The 18,922-nt window shown below is 51.4% G+C and carries 11 protein-coding genes; all 11 read right to left on the reverse strand.

Annotated features, from left to right (window positions below):
• Positions 1-1,311 (reverse strand): TldD/PmbA family protein, encoded by a 1,311-nt coding sequence (locus GBK04_RS18025; RefSeq protein ID WP_152762031.1) that lies wholly within the window; start codon positions 1,309-1,311, stop codon positions 1-3.
• 99 nt (positions 1,312-1,410) lie between these two features.
• Positions 1,411-3,054: a TldD/PmbA family protein gene (locus tag GBK04_RS18030; RefSeq protein WP_152762033.1), complete on the reverse strand. Its 1,644-nt coding sequence runs from the start codon at positions 3,052-3,054 to the stop codon at positions 1,411-1,413.
• A gap of 53 nt (positions 3,055-3,107) precedes the next feature.
• A complete protein-coding gene (locus GBK04_RS30740; protein WP_373331466.1) occupies positions 3,108-4,397 on the reverse strand; it encodes a penicillin acylase family protein in 1,290 nt (429 codons plus the stop codon).
• Positions 4,286-5,302 carry a penicillin acylase family protein gene (locus GBK04_RS30745; RefSeq protein WP_373331087.1) on the reverse strand — a complete coding sequence of 339 codons (1,017 nt, stop codon included), beginning with the start codon at positions 5,300-5,302 and terminating at the stop codon, positions 4,286-4,288. The genes GBK04_RS30740 and GBK04_RS30745 overlap by 112 nt, the downstream gene beginning before the upstream one ends.
• On the reverse strand, positions 5,299-6,618 hold the full coding sequence (locus GBK04_RS18040) for a M20/M25/M40 family metallo-hydrolase (RefSeq protein WP_152762035.1): 1,320 nt from the start codon (positions 6,616-6,618) through the stop codon (positions 5,299-5,301). Before GBK04_RS18040 ends, GBK04_RS30745 begins: the two co-directional genes overlap by 4 nt.
• 89 nt (positions 6,619-6,707) lie before the next feature.
• Positions 6,708-8,153 carry a SusD/RagB family nutrient-binding outer membrane lipoprotein gene (locus tag GBK04_RS18045; protein ID WP_152762037.1) on the reverse strand — a complete coding sequence of 482 codons (1,446 nt, stop codon included), beginning with the start codon at positions 8,151-8,153 and terminating at the stop codon, positions 6,708-6,710.
• Positions 8,154-8,174: 21 nt separating this feature from the next.
• Positions 8,175-11,720, reverse strand: a complete 3,546-nt coding sequence (locus GBK04_RS18050; RefSeq protein WP_373331088.1) for a SusC/RagA family TonB-linked outer membrane protein — start codon at positions 11,718-11,720, stop codon at positions 8,175-8,177.
• A 1,054-nt stretch (positions 11,721-12,774) separates the two neighbouring features.
• Positions 12,775-14,436: a glycoside hydrolase family 43 protein gene (locus tag GBK04_RS18055; RefSeq protein WP_152762038.1), complete on the reverse strand. Its 1,662-nt coding sequence runs from the start codon at positions 14,434-14,436 to the stop codon at positions 12,775-12,777.
• Position 14,437: 1 nt separating this feature from the next.
• Positions 14,438-15,493, reverse strand: coding sequence for a pectinesterase family protein (locus GBK04_RS18060; RefSeq protein ID WP_152762040.1), 1,056 nt, complete (start codon positions 15,491-15,493; stop codon positions 14,438-14,440).
• A gap of 50 nt (positions 15,494-15,543) precedes the next feature.
• The gene (locus GBK04_RS18065; protein WP_152762042.1) at positions 15,544-17,181 is read right to left on the reverse strand and encodes a glycoside hydrolase family 28 protein; all 1,638 of its coding nucleotides are present in this window, start codon (positions 17,179-17,181) and stop codon (positions 15,544-15,546) included.
• Between the two features lie 65 nt (positions 17,182-17,246).
• Positions 17,247-18,899, reverse strand: coding sequence for a DUF4957 domain-containing protein (locus tag GBK04_RS18070; RefSeq protein WP_152762044.1), 1,653 nt, complete (start codon positions 18,897-18,899; stop codon positions 17,247-17,249).
• Positions 18,900-18,922: the final 23 nt, after the last annotated feature.

Raw genomic sequence — 18,922 nt, forward strand, 5'->3', positions numbered from 1 at the left:
TTACACCGCATCGGAAAGGCTGGAGAAGGTAAAGTCCCGGATTTTCATTGGGGGTACCATATTACCCCGCACCCGCACGGGTTTTCCCAGGGCTTCCAGATTATTCAGCATGATCACCGGACTTTCGTTGAAACGGAAATTTTTGACGGGGTATTTGATTTTACCGTCTTCGATATAAAAGGTACCATCGCGGGTCAGACCGGTGTACAGTTGGGTCTGAGGATCGAGCCAGCGGGTGTACCAGAACCGCGTAACGAGGATGCCTTTTTCGGTACCTGCAATCATATCTGCCAGTGAATCTTCCCCGCCCAGCATCGTAAAACCACCGGGAAGCGCCAGCGGAGAAACATTCTTTTGCTGAGCCCAATAGCGCGAGTACACCATGTTTTTGACCACGCCCTTGTCAAACCAATACACTTTCCCATAAGGTACCCCTTCCTCCGAAAAAGGAGAGCCGGGAATTTCACTATCCATGGGGTCGGAATAAATCGTGACGCGCTCGTCGAGGAGTTTTTCACCCAGCCGAACGCCGCCGCCTTTTTTACTCAAAAAACTTCTTCCTTCGTCGGCCGTACGGGCTTCCATACTGCGGATCATAAACTGCACCAGTTCGCCCCCCGCGAGCGGTTCCAGAATGACGGTGTACTTGCCGGGTTCTACGGCCCGTGCATTCTGGGAAGCGATGGCCTTCTGAATGGCAATGTTGGTGGCGGTTCGGGTGTCAAGTATGGATACGTCATTGAAGTCGGCTGACCCGTAGCCCGAGCCGGTGCCGTCTTCAGTTCGGACGGTCACCGAAAAATTGACCGAAGTTTCCCTGTTGTACCCAAAAAGCCCCTTGCTATTGCCCAGGGCTTCGAAACGGGCGCTATCTTCCAGAAATCCTGCTCCGGACAGTTTATTTTCACTGATGGGCTTGATGCTGTCCACGGCTAATAAAGCGCGTTTGCGTGGGCCCATTTCGGCAGTGGATTCCACAAAACCAGTGGTTTGCTGATAGGTCTGCGGGCCTAGCATAGACACGTATTCGGGGTTTTCAGGGGCCAGGTGGGCGATTTCTTCGGCCCGTCGTACGGCCTTTTCCAGCGATTCGTCGTCAAATTCATTGATGGTGGAGGTACCGACTTTTTTACCCAGTACTGCCGTGATCGATAGGGACAGGTTTTCAGTTTCGCCGGTCGTGGAAACCGTGTTTCGTGCAAACCGGATGTTGCCGGTCCGGGTACCCGTAAACTGCACACTCATTTCGTCGGCTTTGGAATAAGCCAGTACCTTATCAATGATCTTTTTCGCTTCTTCTTTGGTAAGCATGTTTTTTAATGATAAGTGATGAGAGGCTGACGCGTGTAAGCCGCTGATTATGTTTTATGAACAAACAATCATTGTCGACTGTCAACCATCAACCGTCAACTAAATCTTCCGTCCCGTATTGATCACATTGACTCCATTGAACCGACTGGTTGGACAACCGTGCGATACCGCACTGGCCTGGCCGGGTTGCCCTTTGCCATCGAAGAAGGTACCAAACAGCCTGTAGTCGTCCTCATCACAAATGGCCGCGCACGAATTCCAGAATTCCTGGGTGTTCGATTGGTATGCCACGTCGTCGAGCATACCTGCTATTTCACCATTTTTGATCTCGTAGAAAAGTTGGCCGCTGAACTGAAAGTTGTAGCGTTGTTGATCGATGGACGAGGAACCTCTCCCCAAAATGTAAATACCTTTTTCTACATCCTTGATCATGTCAGTGATGGCGTACTTTCCGGCTCCGGGCTGTAAGGATACGTTGGGCATCCTCTGGAACTGGACAGAATCCCAGCTATCGGCAAAGCTACATCCGTGGGAAGCATTCTCACCCAGCATGTGCACCTGATCGCGGGTGGCCTGGTAGTTGACCAGAATGCCGTCTTTGACCAGATTCCATTCTTTAGCCGGTACCCCTTCGTCGTCGAATCCCACCCGTCCCATTGTGTTGGGCTGCGTTTTATCGGCCAGGAAATTTACAATGTCGCTGCCGTACTGGAAGTTTTTCGAGCGCCATTTATCCATGGTGGCAAAGCTGGTACCGGCCAGGTTGGCTTCGTAACCCAATACCCGGTCGAGTTCCAGTGGGTGCCCGACTGACTCGTGAATCGTGAGACCCAGATTGGAAGGGTCCAGCAGCATGTCATATTTTCCGGCGGGTACCGACTTGGCTACCAGCTTTTCCTGCGCTTGCTTAGCCGCCAGGATGGCATCCTCCACCATGTCATAGGAATAGCGGTATACCGTTGGTCCACCCACTACCGACTTTTTCTCCGAATCAAGACCATCCAGATATTCATAACCCATACCGATGGGCGCGCTAAGTGCATCGCGGGATTTGAACCGACCTGCCTGCTTGTTAACGGCCGTCACAGTAAAGGTAGGCCACATCCGGTGGATATCCTGGTCGATATACGAGCCGTCGGTGGAGGCGAAGTACTTTTGCTCGTTGACAAAGAACAGATTGGAGGTCACGAAGGCGGCCCCGTTTTTGAGCGCGCTGTCATTGACCGTCATCAGCAAATCGACCTTATCCTTGACCGGGATCGCGAAGGCATTCTTTTTGATGGGCGTCTTCCAGTTTACTTCACCTACCCCCTTCTGAGGCGCCAGAACAACGGGCGCGGTCTGAATTTCGGAGTTGGCCTTGGCAATTTCTACGGCCGTTTGGGCGCATTTGGCAATGCCTTCCGCCGTTACATTGTTCGTGGCCGCAAAGCCCCAGGTACCATTGGCAATGACCCGGATGCCTACGCCGTACGACTCGGAGTTGACAATATTTTCTACTTTGTTTTCCCGGGTAAAAAAGTACTGCCGCAGGTAGCGGCCAATTCGCACATCGGCATAGGTAGCGCCTTTGCTGGTGGCAGTGTTGAGCGCCACATCGGCCAACATTTTCTTGGTTGCCGGAGGCAGTCCCGGACTCATAAACTCTTCCGGATGGATTATTTTTCCGGCCGCAAAACCCGGTACCAGCAGCGCCGACCCCAGGCCAAGCCCTGATAATTGAACAAACTTTCTTCTATTCATGCGTATGTCTTTTAAACAAATGAAATGCCAAACCGTTGGTGCCTGGCAGGTAGCTACTCGCCCGGATGATAGGTTTTTTCGGCTCCGTTGAGTACATCTTTTTTATAGAAAATAATGTCTTTGTACTTGCCGTTGATGTAGCCGGGTACCTGATCGGTAAAATGCGGGGAGGCAGGATCGGTACTCGACCCGCCCGTCAGAATAGACTTGCCTTTCAGCTCTTTCCCAAATTCCACTACCGCCACGAACGTATTCCCTGTAATGCCGTAGCGTCTTTTGGCATCGGGTACCTTCCGGCTCACGTAGGCGTTGAGCGAGCCCATGAAACCTGGCGTAGCGGGTACGGCCCAACTGGGTTTACTGTCGCTGAATGCGACTCCGTCGGCATTACGCTGAAAACGGTTGAGGGTACCCCAGGGTACCTGCCAGGTACCGTGCTCCTTTTCCAACTCGGCGATTACCTGAGCCAGCAATTCGACCTGCTTTTCGGCGGGGATAAAGTCGGTGGCGATAGTAGCGCCGTTGGTAATGGAGTACCGATCCTCGTTGACATACGGTTTCTGCAACCGGGCCAGATTCAGGGGAATCAGTTTTTCGATCCACAACACCGCCAGTGTGGTAGCTACCGAAGCGGTGTCACTTTCGTAATTCCAGCTACTAAGGGTCTGAATGGGTGAAGCGAGTTGTGTGGGGGGCGACGGTAGCTTCTGGTAGGCGGCGAGCAGGTTCGGAATGTGGCGGGCCGCGCCGGAAAGGTAATGATCGTGCGCCGCAGAAATGACATCGTCCACCGTAGCATTTTCAAGTTTTTCCAGTACCCTAATCGCACTGGAGGCGCGGGGCGTTTGCCCGTCGGGCAGCATGTAGAGGGGTTTGGTGGCGCGCATGGTAGAGTCGTAAGCGCCGGTACCGTACAGAATGGTAGAGTTGCAGTTCTGGACCCAGCCGTTTCCGGGATTGATGTACTGGGGGAGGTCGTCCAGGGCGTAGGTACCTTGCCATTCCGTAGTGGGGGTACTTCCTTCTACCGCGTGTTTCCAATCCTGAGCCGGATCTTTTTTGGGGACGAAGTTGCCGTGCCAGTAGGCGATATTACCAGCGCGATCGGCATAAATGATGTTGCTGCCGACCATGACCCGGGTATTTAGGGCCGCCTTGAATTCCTTCAGGTTGGTGGCCTTCATTTTTTTCCAATGCATGGCCAGCAGATCGATGTTGGCATCGATGGTTTTCAGCGTAATCCACTGGTTGTCGTAAGCCGATACCACGGGGCCGTGGTGGGTGCGGTAGGTCGTGAAGGTTTTGGTGAGTAGTTCATTCCCTTTTTTGTAGCGCAGGGTAATCCTGGTACTATCCACCGGACGCCATGCTCCGTCGTATTCGTAAAGGTACCCCCCTCTTTTTTCTGAATATGCTCCGTGTACAAATCTTTGGCATCGGAAAGCGACACGGGATGCATCCAGCCACAGTATTCATTGAATCCCTGGAAAATATTGAACTGCCCCAGAAAAGGCGCGCCGTAGGCATTCAATCCTTTTTTGCTCACAACCTGAATCTCGATCCGACCGTAGAATTCGGAGTGGGGGTTGATCAGCAGCATGGCATTTTTACTGGCGGTACGCGAGGGGCCTATGGCCCAGCCATTGGATCCGGCGGGCTCCCAGGTGTCTCCCTTTTCTTTTTGAGGGGGTAGATAGGAGAGGGATTTGTCGGCGTAGCCTGCATAAAATTTGATGAATTCGTCCTCGTCGATATTACTGCCACCGATGGAAGGAATGTTATTCATCAGTACCATCCAGGGCTCGACCCGCTGAATGAGTTTGGGCTTTTTCTCGGAATGAGAAAGCATGTAAAAGTTGATCCCGTCGGCGTAGGCGACGCACAGTTTTTTGAGCCAGCGGGGCGTTTGACCGTACAAAGCTTTTGCTTTCGTAGAATCAATGTACATCCGGGCCCACAGGTCTTTGTACAATGCCTCTTCGCCCTCCACTTCGGCCTGCCGGCCCAGCCGGCTGATAAGGGTACCTTCTACTTTTTCAAAAAACTCTTCGCACTGCACGTACATCATGCCAAACACCGCTCCGGCATCGGTTTTGGCATACACGTGCGGAACGCCCCATTTGTCTTTGATGATGGTAACCTGCTGCGCCTGTTTTCTGAGCGCCGTGATTTCCTGAGGAGAAAAAGACTGAGCCAGACCGGAGAACGAGAAAATAATCAGGATGAGAAGGGAAAGGACGGTTTTCATTCGGCGGTAGTTTTCGATGAATCACGCGTGAGTCGGTACATTAACACGGCGGTGCGCTTTACGATGGGCTGAATGGAGGTCAGGTGGACGTACTCGCCCGGGGCGTGAGCGCCCGACCCCTGCACGCCAAGGCCGTCCAGCCCGTCCACGTACTCGGCCACAAACGAAATATCACCGGCGCCCCGCCGCCCGGGGTCGAAGGGCCTTACTTCGCCCTGTCCCAGGTCGAGGCTCACCTGGTTCAGTATATTCAGGACAGCCATATTGCCTTCGGTGGGAGGCATGGCAGGGTACCCATCGGTGAAGGTGATTTCGGCCTGCGTCAGCGGTAGGTTCCGGGCTACAATCGCGCGCATTTTTTCACGCGCGCGTTCTTTCTGTTCATTGGTCAGAAAGCGCAGGTCGCCTTTCACAAGTGTCGTGTTCGCCACCAGATTGCTCTTGCCCGACGCCATGCCCTGTATACCCGAGGCTTCCAGCTGCGCCGTGGTACCCCCCAGAATAAGCCCCGGGCTGAAGGTAAGGTTGGGCTCCTGCAATTCCGCGTAAAATTCATTCAGAATCCGGGCAGTTTCGTAAATGGCGCCCGCGCCGGAATTCTTGCTAAAAATACCCGACGAATGCGACTGTTTGCCGCTGACTGAAAGTGACCAGCCGCTGCTTCCGCGCCTGGCCACGGTGGCGTAGTTAAACCCGGTGCCGTTTTCAAACCCCAGCGCGATATCGCTGCGTTTGGCCAGGTCGACAATGTCTTTCCGGCTGGTTTCGAGGGGAGAGCCGGGACTTTCTTCGTCGCCGTGCAGGATCACCACAATCTGCCGGTCATCAAGCTGTCCTGCTTCGCGTAGGGCTTTCAGGGCGTAGATCAGCACCATATTGCCGCCTTTCATGTCGGAACTACCCGGCCCTACGGCAATAGAGTCCTTTTGTTCCCATTTCTGGAAAGGGCTGTCGGATTCGAAAACAGTGTCGATATGCCCGATCAGCAGCAGTCGTTTTCCTTTGGTACCTTTAATCTCGGCGATCAGGTGCCCACCCCGGTTCATGGATTCGGGCATATCGACCCAGGTGGTCGTGAAGCCTAGGTCTTCCAGTAATTTCTTATAAAGTGCTCCCGCTTTCCTGACGCCCGCCGGATTCTGCGAGCCGCTGTTGATGTTGACCGTTTCTGCCAGAAAACGGATGGATTCGGGGTAGTTTTTTTCGACGTTTTTGGCAATGGCCAGTTCGGTTTTGCTCAGCTTTTGGCCCATAACGGGAAAAGCCAGCAGACCTATGGCGGCTGTTATAAATAATATTCCAAATCTGGATTTCATGAATCAGGGACTTTATTTTCTTAAATATAATGAAAATGCTGGCCGACGACTAACCCCAGGTAGTTCATCAGCCAGCATCGAGAAAACACCTACTTATAAATCGGGATCGAATCGAACAGACCGGGAGCGGGGCTGGGGCTGTTGGTATTGGAGTTCAGCTCGTTTTGCGAATAAATGAAACGCCACGGTAGTTGGGTGCCATTGTTGGGCGTCAGTTTTATGCCCACAGCTTCGGTGCGTGTCCGGCGCTCGTCGTTCCAGCCCATGTGCTGGCCGTAGAAGGTAACGTACCGTTCTTCCAGAATTTCGCGCAGCAAGGCATCCATTGCCGAAATACCATCTTTGTTTTCCATCCCACCCGCTTCAAAATCCGCCGTTACGTAGGGTAGGTACTGGTAGGTACCCGCTACCTTGAAAGTGGCGTGCAGGTACCCCCCTGAGTTAAGAAAACTACGATAGGTATTAAGATGGCCTAAGGCTACATCAAATCCTTTCCCGGCCCGAAGTGCCGTTTCGGCCAGCGTAAGCAGATTTTCCTGGTAGGTTACGAGTGGAAAACTGGCATCCCGGGCGAAGAAAGCCCGGCTGGTGGTGGTCGTGGTGGTATTCGGCTCGATCACGCCCGGCGCGTTCACCCCTTTTTCCAGGTAATAAAACTTAAACCGCGCGGTTTCATTGGTCTTGGCATTACCCCGGTACAAGGCATTGGCCGGATTCAGAATGAAGGTATTGTACGAATCTTCGCCGGTAATACTACCCGCCCGCACGTTGGTCAGGAAGCTATAATTGGCGTTTTCGTTGGTGCTAGCAATGGTACCATGGGGCGAATAAAGTGAATTGGCAAAGGTACTCACGCCCGAAGTCGCGGCCGTATAGGCGTCGTCGTATTGCTTGATGTCCACCAGCAGCCGGGCCTTGAGCGTGTAGGCTACCTGCTTCCACTTGGTAGCATCGCCACCAAAATGCACATCTTCGCTACCTACCGTACCCACACCCGATTCAAGATCGGCAATGGCTTCGTCGAGACGGGCGACCAGTTTGGGGATGAGTTCGGCCTGGGTCTCAAACCTCGGGTTGGGAAATTCGGCGGTCTTACCAGCCTCTTCAAAAGGGATCTCGCCCCACAATTCGGTGGCGGTACCCAGGGCATTTACCTGGATGATTTTGGTAATCCCTGCCATTTTACGGTTACCGATGGCTTCGGCTTTTTCAATGGTAATGAGCGCGTTTTTGTTTACGCCGGTAAAGAAAATGTTCCAGTCGTCGTCAAAATTATTGGCCGTAATCTGGTACAGGTACCAGGTACCCAGTTGTTGAAAGGTACCTTTTCCGTAGCCGGTCCAGACAATGGCCAACCGACTGGCCAGTCCCTCCTGAGCGGCCATATTGGCGATTTGCGTGCCGGTGAAAACGTATTTGGCCGGAGCATCCGTAGCATTGTTAGGGTCGGTATTCAGTCCCTCGACGATTTTTTCACAGGCCATCAGGTGAAACCCAATAATCAGGGCCAGAATCGATTTATGGATCCTTTTCATGTTTGAATCAGATTTGGACGATTAATAATTTATTTTGAGGCTGAATACCAGCGACTTGGTGTTGGGGTTATTGAAGTAATCTACCCCGCGGGCATTCCCTACGCCCGACACGTTGGTTTCGGGATCGACCCCCACAATTTTGGTCCATAGGAAAGGGTTACGACCCGTGACCGTGAAGTCGATGGATTGCAGCTTGGTTTTCTGGCGAAAACCAGCTGTGCGCAGGCTGTACCCCAGCGATATTTCCCGTACCCGCGTCCAGCTGCCATCCTTCACGAACTGCTCGGCCAGCTGCCCCGAGTGCCCTCCGATGGAGGTATAATACGACTGCTCCAACAGCACGGGACCGCCTCCGAAATCGGCTACATTACCCCGCACGGTACTTCCCGCCGGAATCAGTTTACCGGCGTAGGTATACATGTCCTGACTCAGCGTCACTTCGTTTCCTACGTCACCATAGGTACCGAAGTTGACCAATACCCCACGGGTACCTTCGTAAAAATCACCGCCCTGGAATGTTTCGAACAGCAGATTAAAGGAAAGATTCTTGTAGCCTACCTTCGTGCCAAAACCACCACGCCAGTCGGGATTCGGATTGCCGATGATCTGCAGTTCAGTGTCAAGAATGGGGAAGCCTTTTTCGGTAAGCGCTTTGGTGCCGTCGGCATTGCGCTTGTACACACCCCCGTAAAAAGACGAAAGAGGGTACCCTACGCTGGCTACTGTGCTGAGTGCCCCGCCTGTGAAAGTCACGATTTCGGTGCCTCCCAGATCAGTGACTTCGTTTCGGTTGCGGCTCCAGTTAGCAAATACGTTCCACTCCCAGTCGCCTTTCTGTAGCACATTGTAGTTGAGGTCAAGTTCCATCCCCTTGTTTTCCATGGTACCCGCGTTGGTGTACCTTTGACTGAATCCCGACGAACCCGCCGCCGAAACCTGCAGGAGCAGATCGACAATTCGGTTTTGGTAGTAGGTGAATCCGGCGGAAAGCTTACTGTCGAAAAAGCGCAGGTCAGTCCCGATTTCCCATTCGGTTTTCCGTTCGGGTTTCAGGTAAGGATCACCCTGGCTGGTGCTTTGCACGTACGCACCGCCATAGCCCGAACCCGTCAGGTTGGTAGCCCAGCTGCCAAACGAGGCTGTTACGTAGGGCGTGGTATTCCGGTATGCTTCGGGCTGAATACCCACGATTCCGTAGGAAGCCCGCAACTTTCCAAACGATAGCGCTGAACTGGCAAACAGGGGTAGGTGGGTGAATTGCCACGCTACATCGGCCGAGGGATAGTAAAACGTCGACTTCGATTCACTGCCAAACGTGGAACCCGCTTCACCCGCTGCCGATAAATTCACATACAGCTGATCGTAGAAACCCAAGTTCAGCGTTGAATACAGACGCGCCATCCGGCGGTGCGTTTCGCGGTTGTAGGGGTAGTTGTTGGCGTTGATGGAGTTGCTGAAATTGGGGGGTGCCTCCTCCAGAATAAAGTTATTCATGATGCCGCCCAGACTGTTGTATTTCCGGTCGTTGACATTGAAGCCGACAATCAGGGTACTTGTGACGTTGGAGCCGAAGTTTTTGGTAGCCCGCCCGATTATATCCAGATTCATCTCCATTTCTTTGATCATCTCCTGCTCGTATTGCCCCGCTCCCGAATTGACTACCGATGATACCGGGTTGTTCGTCACCCGGCGGTCGGTATAGGTGTCGAGTCCTCCCCGGGCCGTGATATTGAACCAGTTGAGTGGACTTATCACGAGCTCAGAGCTAAGGATGAACCGATCGACCTCCGAGAAATTGGTCAACTCATTGATGGTCCATAAAGGATCATTATAAGACGGATTGGCCGAAGCACCCAGGTAATTACGGTACGACCGCTGGCGGTTGGTGATGGCCGAAGCGGTGGGCGAGGCAAAGTAAGAGCCCTTCCAGTAACGGCTGTCGAAGTCGGGCGAAGACCGCAGCATTCCCAGGTACAGGCCACTGGTATTATCGCCTTTCTGAATCCGGTTGGAGGTAGTTCTCACGTAGTTGGCATTGGCCGAAGCCCGTATTATGTCGTTGTACTGGCGGGTCGTATTGAAGCGGACCGAACTCCGCTTGTAATCGCTTTGCCCCGCAAATATCCCCTTCTGATCAAGATTACCGAGGCTCAGGTAAAAATTGCCTTTGTCGTTGCCGCCGCTCAAGCTGATGTTATTGTCGAAGTAGGTACCTGTTCTGAACACCGCATCCCGCCGGGCATCGTTGTAGGTTTCTTTGGAATTTTTGGTAATGATGGGGTAAAAGGTAGGACCATTATACGACTCGAAACGGGCACCGTTCATATTTACTTCGTCGGCACCACCCGTACGATCCGCTATTTTATCGCCCCAGGAGTACTGAGTCGTAGGGGTGTAGGCACCGTTGGTACCTTGGCCGTAGGTTTCCTGCAAGGGATGCAATACGTTCACTTTGTCAAATGAAACAGTGGATGAATAACTGATATTGATCTTACTATCATCTGCTCCCTTTTTAGTCGTAATCATGATCACCCCATTCGCTGCCCTCGATCCCCATAGTCCCGCTGCCGATGCTCCTTTCAATACCTGCACCGACGCGATGTCCTCGGGATTGATATCGTTCAGGCGCGACTGCTGCGCCACACCTCCCCGGGCATCGCCGAGGGTACTGTTGCTCATGGGGATGCCATCGATAATGACGAGGGGTTGGTTAGACCCCGTGATGGTATTCTGCCCCCGAATCTGAATATTGGAGCCCGCTCCGGGATCGCCCGTCGAGCGCGAAATCTGCACCCCGGCCGCCCGGCCGGTAAGTCCGTTGATGACGCCTGTTTCGCCCGAACGCACAATATCATCGGCCTTGATGGTAGAAGAGGTAGAGCCCAGCCGATCTTTATTCTCCTTGAAACCCAATGCCGTTACCACCACTTCGCTCAGTTGCCGGGTATCCGTCGAGAGGGAAACATTGATGGTCGTTTGGTCTAGCACCTGTATTTCCTGCGTGTTGTAGCCAATGTAGGAGAATATCAACGTGGCATCCTTCGAGGGAACCGCTATCGAGTAGGTACCATCCGCGTCGGTACTCGTACCAACCTGTGAATCCTTGATGATGACATTGACGCCTGGTAAGCCCTGACCATCTTCTTTAGAGATCACCCGTCCCTTAATCATGATCTCAACCTGTCGTGCCCTGGCTGCCGTTGGTGTTTTGGGCTTTTTCTGAATCACATAGGTGTTTCCTGCCCTACGGTAGGTCAAATCAAGGGGCGATAACACGTGGCGCAGGGTAGTTTCAATACTTGAAAAATCATCTACCGGTAGTACTATACGTTTTGTGAAAATGCCCTCTTCTTCGGAGGTGATATGAACTTTGTAGCGGTTTTCCAGCATTTGAAAAACTTCCCCCAAATGCTTGGGTTGAGATTTCAAGATGACGGACTTCGGGCGGCCGGCGGCCGGTTTGTCAAGATAAGCATACAGCTTCATTTCCTGGGCAAAGGCTTCCATACTGCCTGCCACAAAAAATGAAAGTACAACCATCTTTTTGAGTAGTGTTCTTTTCATCATAGTAATCAATAGTTAGTAGGTATCATTTCTTGGGTATAAAATCTTCTGATCTATTTTCCACATAGTGGATTTTATTATTTTACCAGATTTTAAGAACTAGAAAAAAAGTAAGTAAGAACTGAACTCGATACTATTGATTTGAAAATATATTATTCACTTTTCCTTTAATTACTTTATTAAAACGAGGTAAAATGAATCGTATAAACCATGGATTATCATGGAAGCATAGCGGTCAAAAATAGCTTGCAGACAAACCTTTGATTTTCTGGAATTTCGTATGGATAAGCAAAGAATTAAAATGTAATATACTGATTATTAAATAGATACTATTAATAATCCTCACAATTTCTGCATGAATACTAGGGTGATTATTATAGATTAAATATTTATATAACAGTAGCGCTATACTAAACTAAAATTAAAAGCTGGGAAATTTTTCTTAGTTCTTACGGGTAGGTGAGGAATCTGCTAACACTTGACGTAGGTAATAAGTGCTATTGGCATTAACTATGTGCTAACTATTCGTATCAATATAAATAGTTCATACAAAGTAGTAAAGAAGGTATGGTCAAGTTTTATTTTTTTACTAAAATATTTTTGCTATTTCCTAATAGATAGTATTAACTCCTTGTATAATTAACAACTATTATTTTGCGAAATGAACCAACGACCAAACAATAATAAATGGCAAAAGCATATGTTGCAAATATTATTTAAAAGTTATACTTTGTTATTTAATTAGTGATAATTAGGGCCTTTTGATTCGGTTGTGAAGAGAGTGTAGTTACCCTATTTCCTCAGGAGCAGAACATGAACTGCGGGCGCTAGGAATAACCAAATAGATAATTGCAGAAAAAATCCGACGAAGATGTGGATTAGATTTCTGAGAAATCGGCCGGTCCCTGTTATTCTAGGTTATGGGCAAGGAATAGTGCATCACATTTTCCAGTCACCACACATGATAATAAAAGCATGTTGGGTAGCTCAGGATTGCTTTTGATCCCCGACGACAATAAAGCATCACCAAGTTGCACAGGAAAAAGGAGGGAGAAGATTAACGAAGTGCAGAAGCAATAGGCTCTACCCGAAACCAGTCATAGTCTGCGTAGCCTGAGTCGTTGGTCTGGGTAGTGCGGGTGCAGAAAATCCCCAGCTTGGCCCCGATCCAGCGCCCCACCTCGGCCTGAAAAGGTGCCCCGACTTTGGTGTACTTTTGCCCGTCGAGGCTGTAACTGAACTGGCATTGGGCGCCTTCGGTCACTGCTACCCGGAGGTACACCTCACTGCCGACAGCCATGGAATTGATAACTTCTTCCTCTTCAGGGTTTCCGTCGTAGGCTTTTTTACAAACTACCCGTACCAGCTTAACTCCGTCCTTTTCACTCCGCAGCACCAGCGCGGCGTAGCCTTGTCCCATGACGATCAGGCCGGCACGCTCGTTTTCCAGTTTGGGATTGGGGTGAAAAGTCAGTTTGGTGGTAGCCATAAATGTCTCGGCCGGAAACTTTTGCAGCAATAGATTGGGTACAAACCAGTAATTTACCGCTTCGTCAGGGGCTTTGTACGAATAAAGCCTCAGGTACCCCAGGTTGCTGGTGGTGTGCCAGGTACCTTTCGGATTGGCCTGCCATTGCCACTGCAAGCCCAAATTGGTTGTCTCAAACTCGTCTGATTCGGGGGGAGTAGCTTTCGCCGAAACGGGTAGATTTGGTTTTTTGTGGCTAAGCACCGGTTCGCCCTTGCCATCTCCGTCAATATCTACCCCAATCACGGGCCAGTCGTTCACCCACTTCATGGGTTGCAGGTGCACTACCCGCCCGTAGGCCTCCTTATCCTGAAAATGCAGAAACCAGTCTTCGCCGGGCTTGCCATTTATGGGTTTTGTATCCACCCAGGCTCCCGGATGAGGTCCGTTGATTGGGGTAGTTCCCTGATCCATCACTACTTTCCGCTCGTACGGGCCGTAGATATTTTTCGACCGCAGTACCAGCTGCCAGCCAGTGGATACTCCTCCCGCCGGCGCAAACAGGTAGTAGTACCCTTTGCGTTTGTAAATCTTGGGGCCTTCGACGGTAGGGTCTTTTTCGTGGCCGTCGTACACGATGACGCCTTCATCCACTACTTGGGTACCCTCGTCGTTCAGTTTCTTAATGGTGAGGATACTTTTAATCCCCGCCCGGCTCCCGGCCCAGCCGTGCACCAGGTACACCTGCCCATCGTCGTCCCAGAGCGGACAGGGGTCGATCAGACCTTTGCCTCCCTCTACCAGTATCGGCTCGGACCAGGGACCGGCGGGATTGGTAGCTTTAGTCAGATAAATGCCAAAATCGGGATCAGGATAATAGAGATAGAATTCTTTGTTGTGGTACCGGATCGCGGGTGCCCAGACGCCGTTGCCGTGCTGTGTCTTCTCAAAATGCGTAATGGGGGGCTGTCGTTTCAACGCGTGGCCGATCAGGGTCCAGTTGACCAGATCTTTCGAATGCAGGATGGGTAGTCCCGGTACGGCGTCGAAACTCGACGCCGTCATGTAATAATCGTCGCCCACGCGGCAGGCATCCGGGTCGGAATAGTCGGCGTGGAGCACCGGATTCTTATAGGTACCATCTCCCTGATCGGACACCCAGACTTTTGAAATATTGGCGGGTACCGACTGCGCTTGGGCTGTAATAGAAAACAGCCCCAATCCCATGAAAATCAGCCAAAATTTTCTCATGCTACTTTTTTGCTGCTGATTGTTTCATTGTTTTACCCGGTTTAAACCAGTCTGCTTCGTGGGTGGAAACGGGTGAATCCATGGAAAGAATTTTTTCGGGCGTCAACTCTTTTGCCTGCTTTTCGGTAAACTGATGGCTCCACGTTACCCGCTTGTCGGGAGCCGCTCCCGGTCCGGTGCTTTGGTATTCGGCGTAGAAGGCCGTCTTTTCGTTGGCCGGATTCCCCCAGTTGTCCCACCCCGCCGGTACAATATGGTTTGCCATCTGACACCGGATGAATACGGTATGGGAATTGGGCCGCCACGGACGCCCCAGGTACACTTTGGTGGCTTCGGGAGCAGCAATCAGATTGCAGTCAAAAAATACAAATCCGTGAGACTGATAGACGGGAGTAGCCGCCGCCGTGATGTACGAATTCGACAGACTTTTGATGGTGCAGGACTGAAAAACCGAGATGGATTTTCCAAATATAAAATCGGTAGTACCTTCAATGTAACAGTTGTCGTAGTACTGCCGGGTTCCTTCGGCGGCGGGGTACAAGGTATCCTGATTGCCTAGTAAGGCACAATTTCGACACACAAACCGATCCGCCTGCACATTGAGCGCCACGGCTTGTCCTACGCGTCCGGCCGTGTTGCGAATGGTCAGGTTTTCCAGGATTATATCGGGCGCTTCCACCAGGACCGTATAGGAAGTATAGGTACTATGCACGGACTTGCCAAACCGATCCACTACTCCCGACGGGTAAGCTTTGCCCGAATAATCATCCCAGGTGATGATGACGCCATCCCGGCTTTCACCGATGATGTGGATATTGGGTTTGTAGGCAGGAATCACCAGCTTTTCGGCGTAAGTACCATTCTTGACGTACAGCTTCACCCGCTCCTGGGAGTGGTCCCGAAAACTATTGACGGCTTCCTGAATGGTTTTGAAATCGCCGCTACCATCCTGCGCTACCGTGAAAGTGGCGGGGTAGGTATGGTTGGGGATGGTTTGGGCACGGATTGACTGAATGCTAGCCAGCAAACAGGCGACTATAAGCAATTTTTTTACCATTGATATTTTGAATCAGATCTTGAAGGACGGCCGGGCCGGCCGTACCACATTTATAACTTCAAATCTTTTGCGCCCTGACCATACGTCGCCTTTACTTTTGCCTTTTTCGTATCGGTGTTGACTACCTCAATGGCCTGGCTGCGGGCACCGTCGATCTTGAACAGTACTTCGGTGTCAGCATTGTACTGAAGACGGTCGAAACGTAGCTGGCTACTGTTATCCACCAGCACGACGGGTCGGGTTTCTTTGGTTATCAGATCGGTATTGATGATCTTAATATCGCTCGCATCAATCAGTTCGATTCCTTTCTCGGCCTGTAATACCATATTTTCCATGGTAATATTTGAAACCGGCATTTCGGGTAATCCACGAATAAAAACGCCCTTTTGAGCTCCGTTGCAGACGATATTCTCGAAGTGCATGTTGCGGAAAATGGGGGTACCTTCGTTCACCTCCGGGCGCATGTCGCGCTCGCCGTCGGTGGCAAATTTCACAAAATAGTACAGGTCGAAGAAAATGGCTTCCTGCACGATGTCTTTCATGTACAGATTGCGGACGTAAATGTGCTCGACCACACCGCCGCGTCCCCGAACCGACTTGAAACGCAGGCCTTTGTCGGTACCCATGAAAGTACAGTTCTCGACAAATATATTCCGCGCGCCGCCACTCATCTCGCTACCTACCACAAAACCGCCATGGCCTTTATAGATGGTATTGTTGCGGATGATGCCGTTTTCGGTAGGCATGCCCCGCTTGCGGCCTTCCTCGTCCTTGCCCGATTTGATGCAGATGGCGTCATCACCCACGTCCAGGGTACAGCCTTCGATCAGGAAGTTCTTGCAGGATTCGATGTCCATCCCGTCGCCGTTGTGAGCGTAATCGGGATTTTTGGTGGTGACTTTACGGATTGTCAGGTCCTGGCACATGAGCGGATGCAGACACCAGGCCGGAGAGTTCTGAAAAATGATGCCTTCCAGCAGTACTTTCTTGCAGCCATTCAACACCAGCAGGTTAGGACGCAGGAAATCTTTCATTCCGGCGAAGTCCCGCGGTTTTTGCCCTTCGCCGATTAGCATGCTCTTGCCCTCCACACTAGCCGACTTGAATTGCGCGCTCGGGTACCAGGTCTTGCCGTCGTCTTTCAGAACGCCGCCCGAAGCTACCTTTTCCTTCCATTCACTCTCAGTGAGCTGACTTTTGTGCACCGCCCGCCACACGTCGCCGTTGCCATCCACGATTCCCTGGCCTGTGATCGCGATGTTTTCCAGATTGGTACCCGAAATCGGCGACTGGTTGCGGGCTGCCCTTTTGCCCTCATAAATACCTTCCACCAGCGCGTACTGGCTTTTATCGGGGGTAAAAAGCAGGATAGCGCCTCTTTGGAGATGTAGATTGACATTGCTTTGCAGCGCAACGGGTCCGGTTAACCACAGGCCGGGTGGCACCAGTACCACACCGCCCCCTTTTTTACTGGATGAAACGAGGGCCGAATTGATCGCCTGGGTATTGAGGGTTGCGCCATCGCCTTTGGCACCAAACTGCATGATATTGATAGTATCCTTACGAAAGGTAGGTTCGGTTACCTGGGGTAGGTTCGTCCAGCTATAGGGTGACGGAGACTGCGCTTTTGCGCAAGCTACTGTGAGTATCAGCAGGGCCAGGCATTGGGAAAGTGAACGATTTTGCATACTACATAGTGAACCAACCACACCCGGCGAGTACCGGATATGGTTGGTTGTGAAAATGATTTTATTTACTGTATTCTCCAGCGTGGGTCGCCTGCGGCCCGTCGGCCGGGAAATGCGGCATCTTTAAAACCGAAGTTGAGGCCCGTGTAGGGGCTTATCCAGAGTTCCTCGGCCTTCTTGTTATAGGTAGTTGAAGGGAACCCGGCGATTTCCGAACCCGCCACAAAGGCAAAGTCAGATGTGGCGTAGGTGTTGATAATCGAGAAGTTGGTCGCTTCCAGGCCACCCGCGATGCCTCTGACCGCAAAGTTTTTGGTATTGGCCTCATCCCAGGCGTGGCCCCAAACGGTGTTCGTGATGCTGATGCCACCCGTTACGTTACTGCGCACACCGGCGGTACCACGCCAGTTGAAAAGGGTACCCCCGCTGGTACCTACCTCGCTCATGGTACAGTTGTTGATCTTGATCGTTTTGGTGTTCTGCCGCGAGGTCATGAACATATTGATCTTGCTGAAAGTGCTGCTTTCAAGCAGGATATTATCTACCGCTGCCATGCCTTCACCATCCGTGTCGGTGGTCAGGATACCGTAGCCGCCTATGCGGTGGATGATGGAATTTTGAATGGTGTAATTGGTGATAAACATCTTGCTTCTTATCCGCAGCACACCCCGTAACTCACTTACGATGCAGTCTTCAATAATCAGGTTTTCCAGGGTAGTTAACACAGACGGGTTGGGGTTAAAAATATAGCTGCTGCCAATTCCCCCGCCGATGATTTCAATACCCGAAAATTTTACCGTATTGAGGCTCGAGCCGTCTGCAATATTCCAGTTGCAGTTGACCATCGTAGCCAGTTTTTCCCCAAAACCATAGGCCGACGTGATGGTGATCGACTTGTTCAGGGGCGTTGTGGGCGTAAGGTACCGTACCCCTTTTTTCAGAACGATGATCGCACCTTCGGCGGCTGTGGAAACGGCAGTTGCCAAAGCGGTGGAATCGTTGGATTTCGACAGATCGACCACATTCGGACCGGTCAGATCCACGGCGGGTTTCATGGTTTTATACACTTCCCAGCCACGTAGCTCGTTACCGCTGTAAATGGCCAGCTGGTAGGACGACAACGGGTCCAGCCCTTCAATGATAATTTCGCCCGCCTTCTGATTACTCTCCGGCACGGGTACGGTTCGCAGGGGCTTGGTGAGTTTTAGGTCGGTACCGGCAAATACCTTGATGGCAGTAACCGGCAAACCAGCCACCTGCCACCGTACTTTGGCGGCATTGTCGATCACATCGTATTTGGCCGGAGTCAGCAGTACGCTGGGAAACTTTTGGGTTCTTACATTCCCCAAATCCGACACTTTGCTGTCATATTGAGGATCTGAGGCGTGGGCCTTGGCCCGTAGTTGGTACAAGGTATTCCAGAACAGCGGATCGCCGTTCAGCGTTGCTTCATCCAGCACCACATAGTTGGTGTCGACCGTAATCGTGTAATCTACCGTCCGGAAGGTATCGCGGCTTACCTCAATCGTGTAGGAATCCACCTGCTTCATTTTGCCCATATTCACGATGATCGTATTTAGCTCGGAGCTGAGCTCCTTGTTCAGGACCGGGCTAAACAGCCGTGTCTGCTTGAATACCTCATCTTCCTTACAACCTACCAAAAGGCAGCATCCAACCAGGATTATGAAAAAACTGTGTACAAAATTTTTATTCTTCATTTTCATATACATTTAAAAATGCC

This window comes from Salmonirosea aquatica (genome assembly GCF_009296315.1).
GTDB classification, from domain to species: domain Bacteria; phylum Bacteroidota; class Bacteroidia; order Cytophagales; family Spirosomataceae; genus Salmonirosea; species Salmonirosea aquatica.

Coding starts and splice junctions, on each gene's coding strand:
- GBK04_RS18025 (WP_152762031.1), bottom strand. CDS start 1,311: ATGCTTACCAAAGAAGAAGCGAAAAAGATCATTGATAAGGTACTGGCT.
- GBK04_RS18030 (WP_152762033.1), bottom strand. CDS start 3,054: ATGAATAGAAGAAAGTTTGTTCAATTATCAGGGCTTGGCCTGGGGTCG.
- GBK04_RS30745 (WP_373331087.1), bottom strand. CDS start 5,302: ATGAAAACCGTCCTTTCCCTTCTCATCCTGATTATTTTCTCGTTCTCC.
- GBK04_RS18040 (WP_152762035.1), bottom strand. CDS start 6,618: ATGAAATCCAGATTTGGAATATTATTTATAACAGCCGCCATAGGTCTG.
- GBK04_RS18045 (WP_152762037.1), bottom strand. CDS start 8,153: ATGAAAAGGATCCATAAATCGATTCTGGCCCTGATTATTGGGTTTCAC.
- GBK04_RS18050 (WP_373331088.1), bottom strand. CDS start 11,720: ATGATGAAAAGAACACTACTCAAAAAGATGGTTGTACTTTCATTTTTT.
- GBK04_RS18055 (WP_152762038.1), bottom strand. CDS start 14,436: ATGAGAAAATTTTGGCTGATTTTCATGGGATTGGGGCTGTTTTCTATT.
- GBK04_RS18060 (WP_152762040.1), bottom strand. CDS start 15,493: ATGGTAAAAAAATTGCTTATAGTCGCCTGTTTGCTGGCTAGCATTCAG.
- GBK04_RS18065 (WP_152762042.1), bottom strand. CDS start 17,181: ATGCAAAATCGTTCACTTTCCCAATGCCTGGCCCTGCTGATACTCACA.
- GBK04_RS18070 (WP_152762044.1), bottom strand. CDS start 18,899: ATGAAGAATAAAAATTTTGTACACAGTTTTTTCATAATCCTGGTTGGA.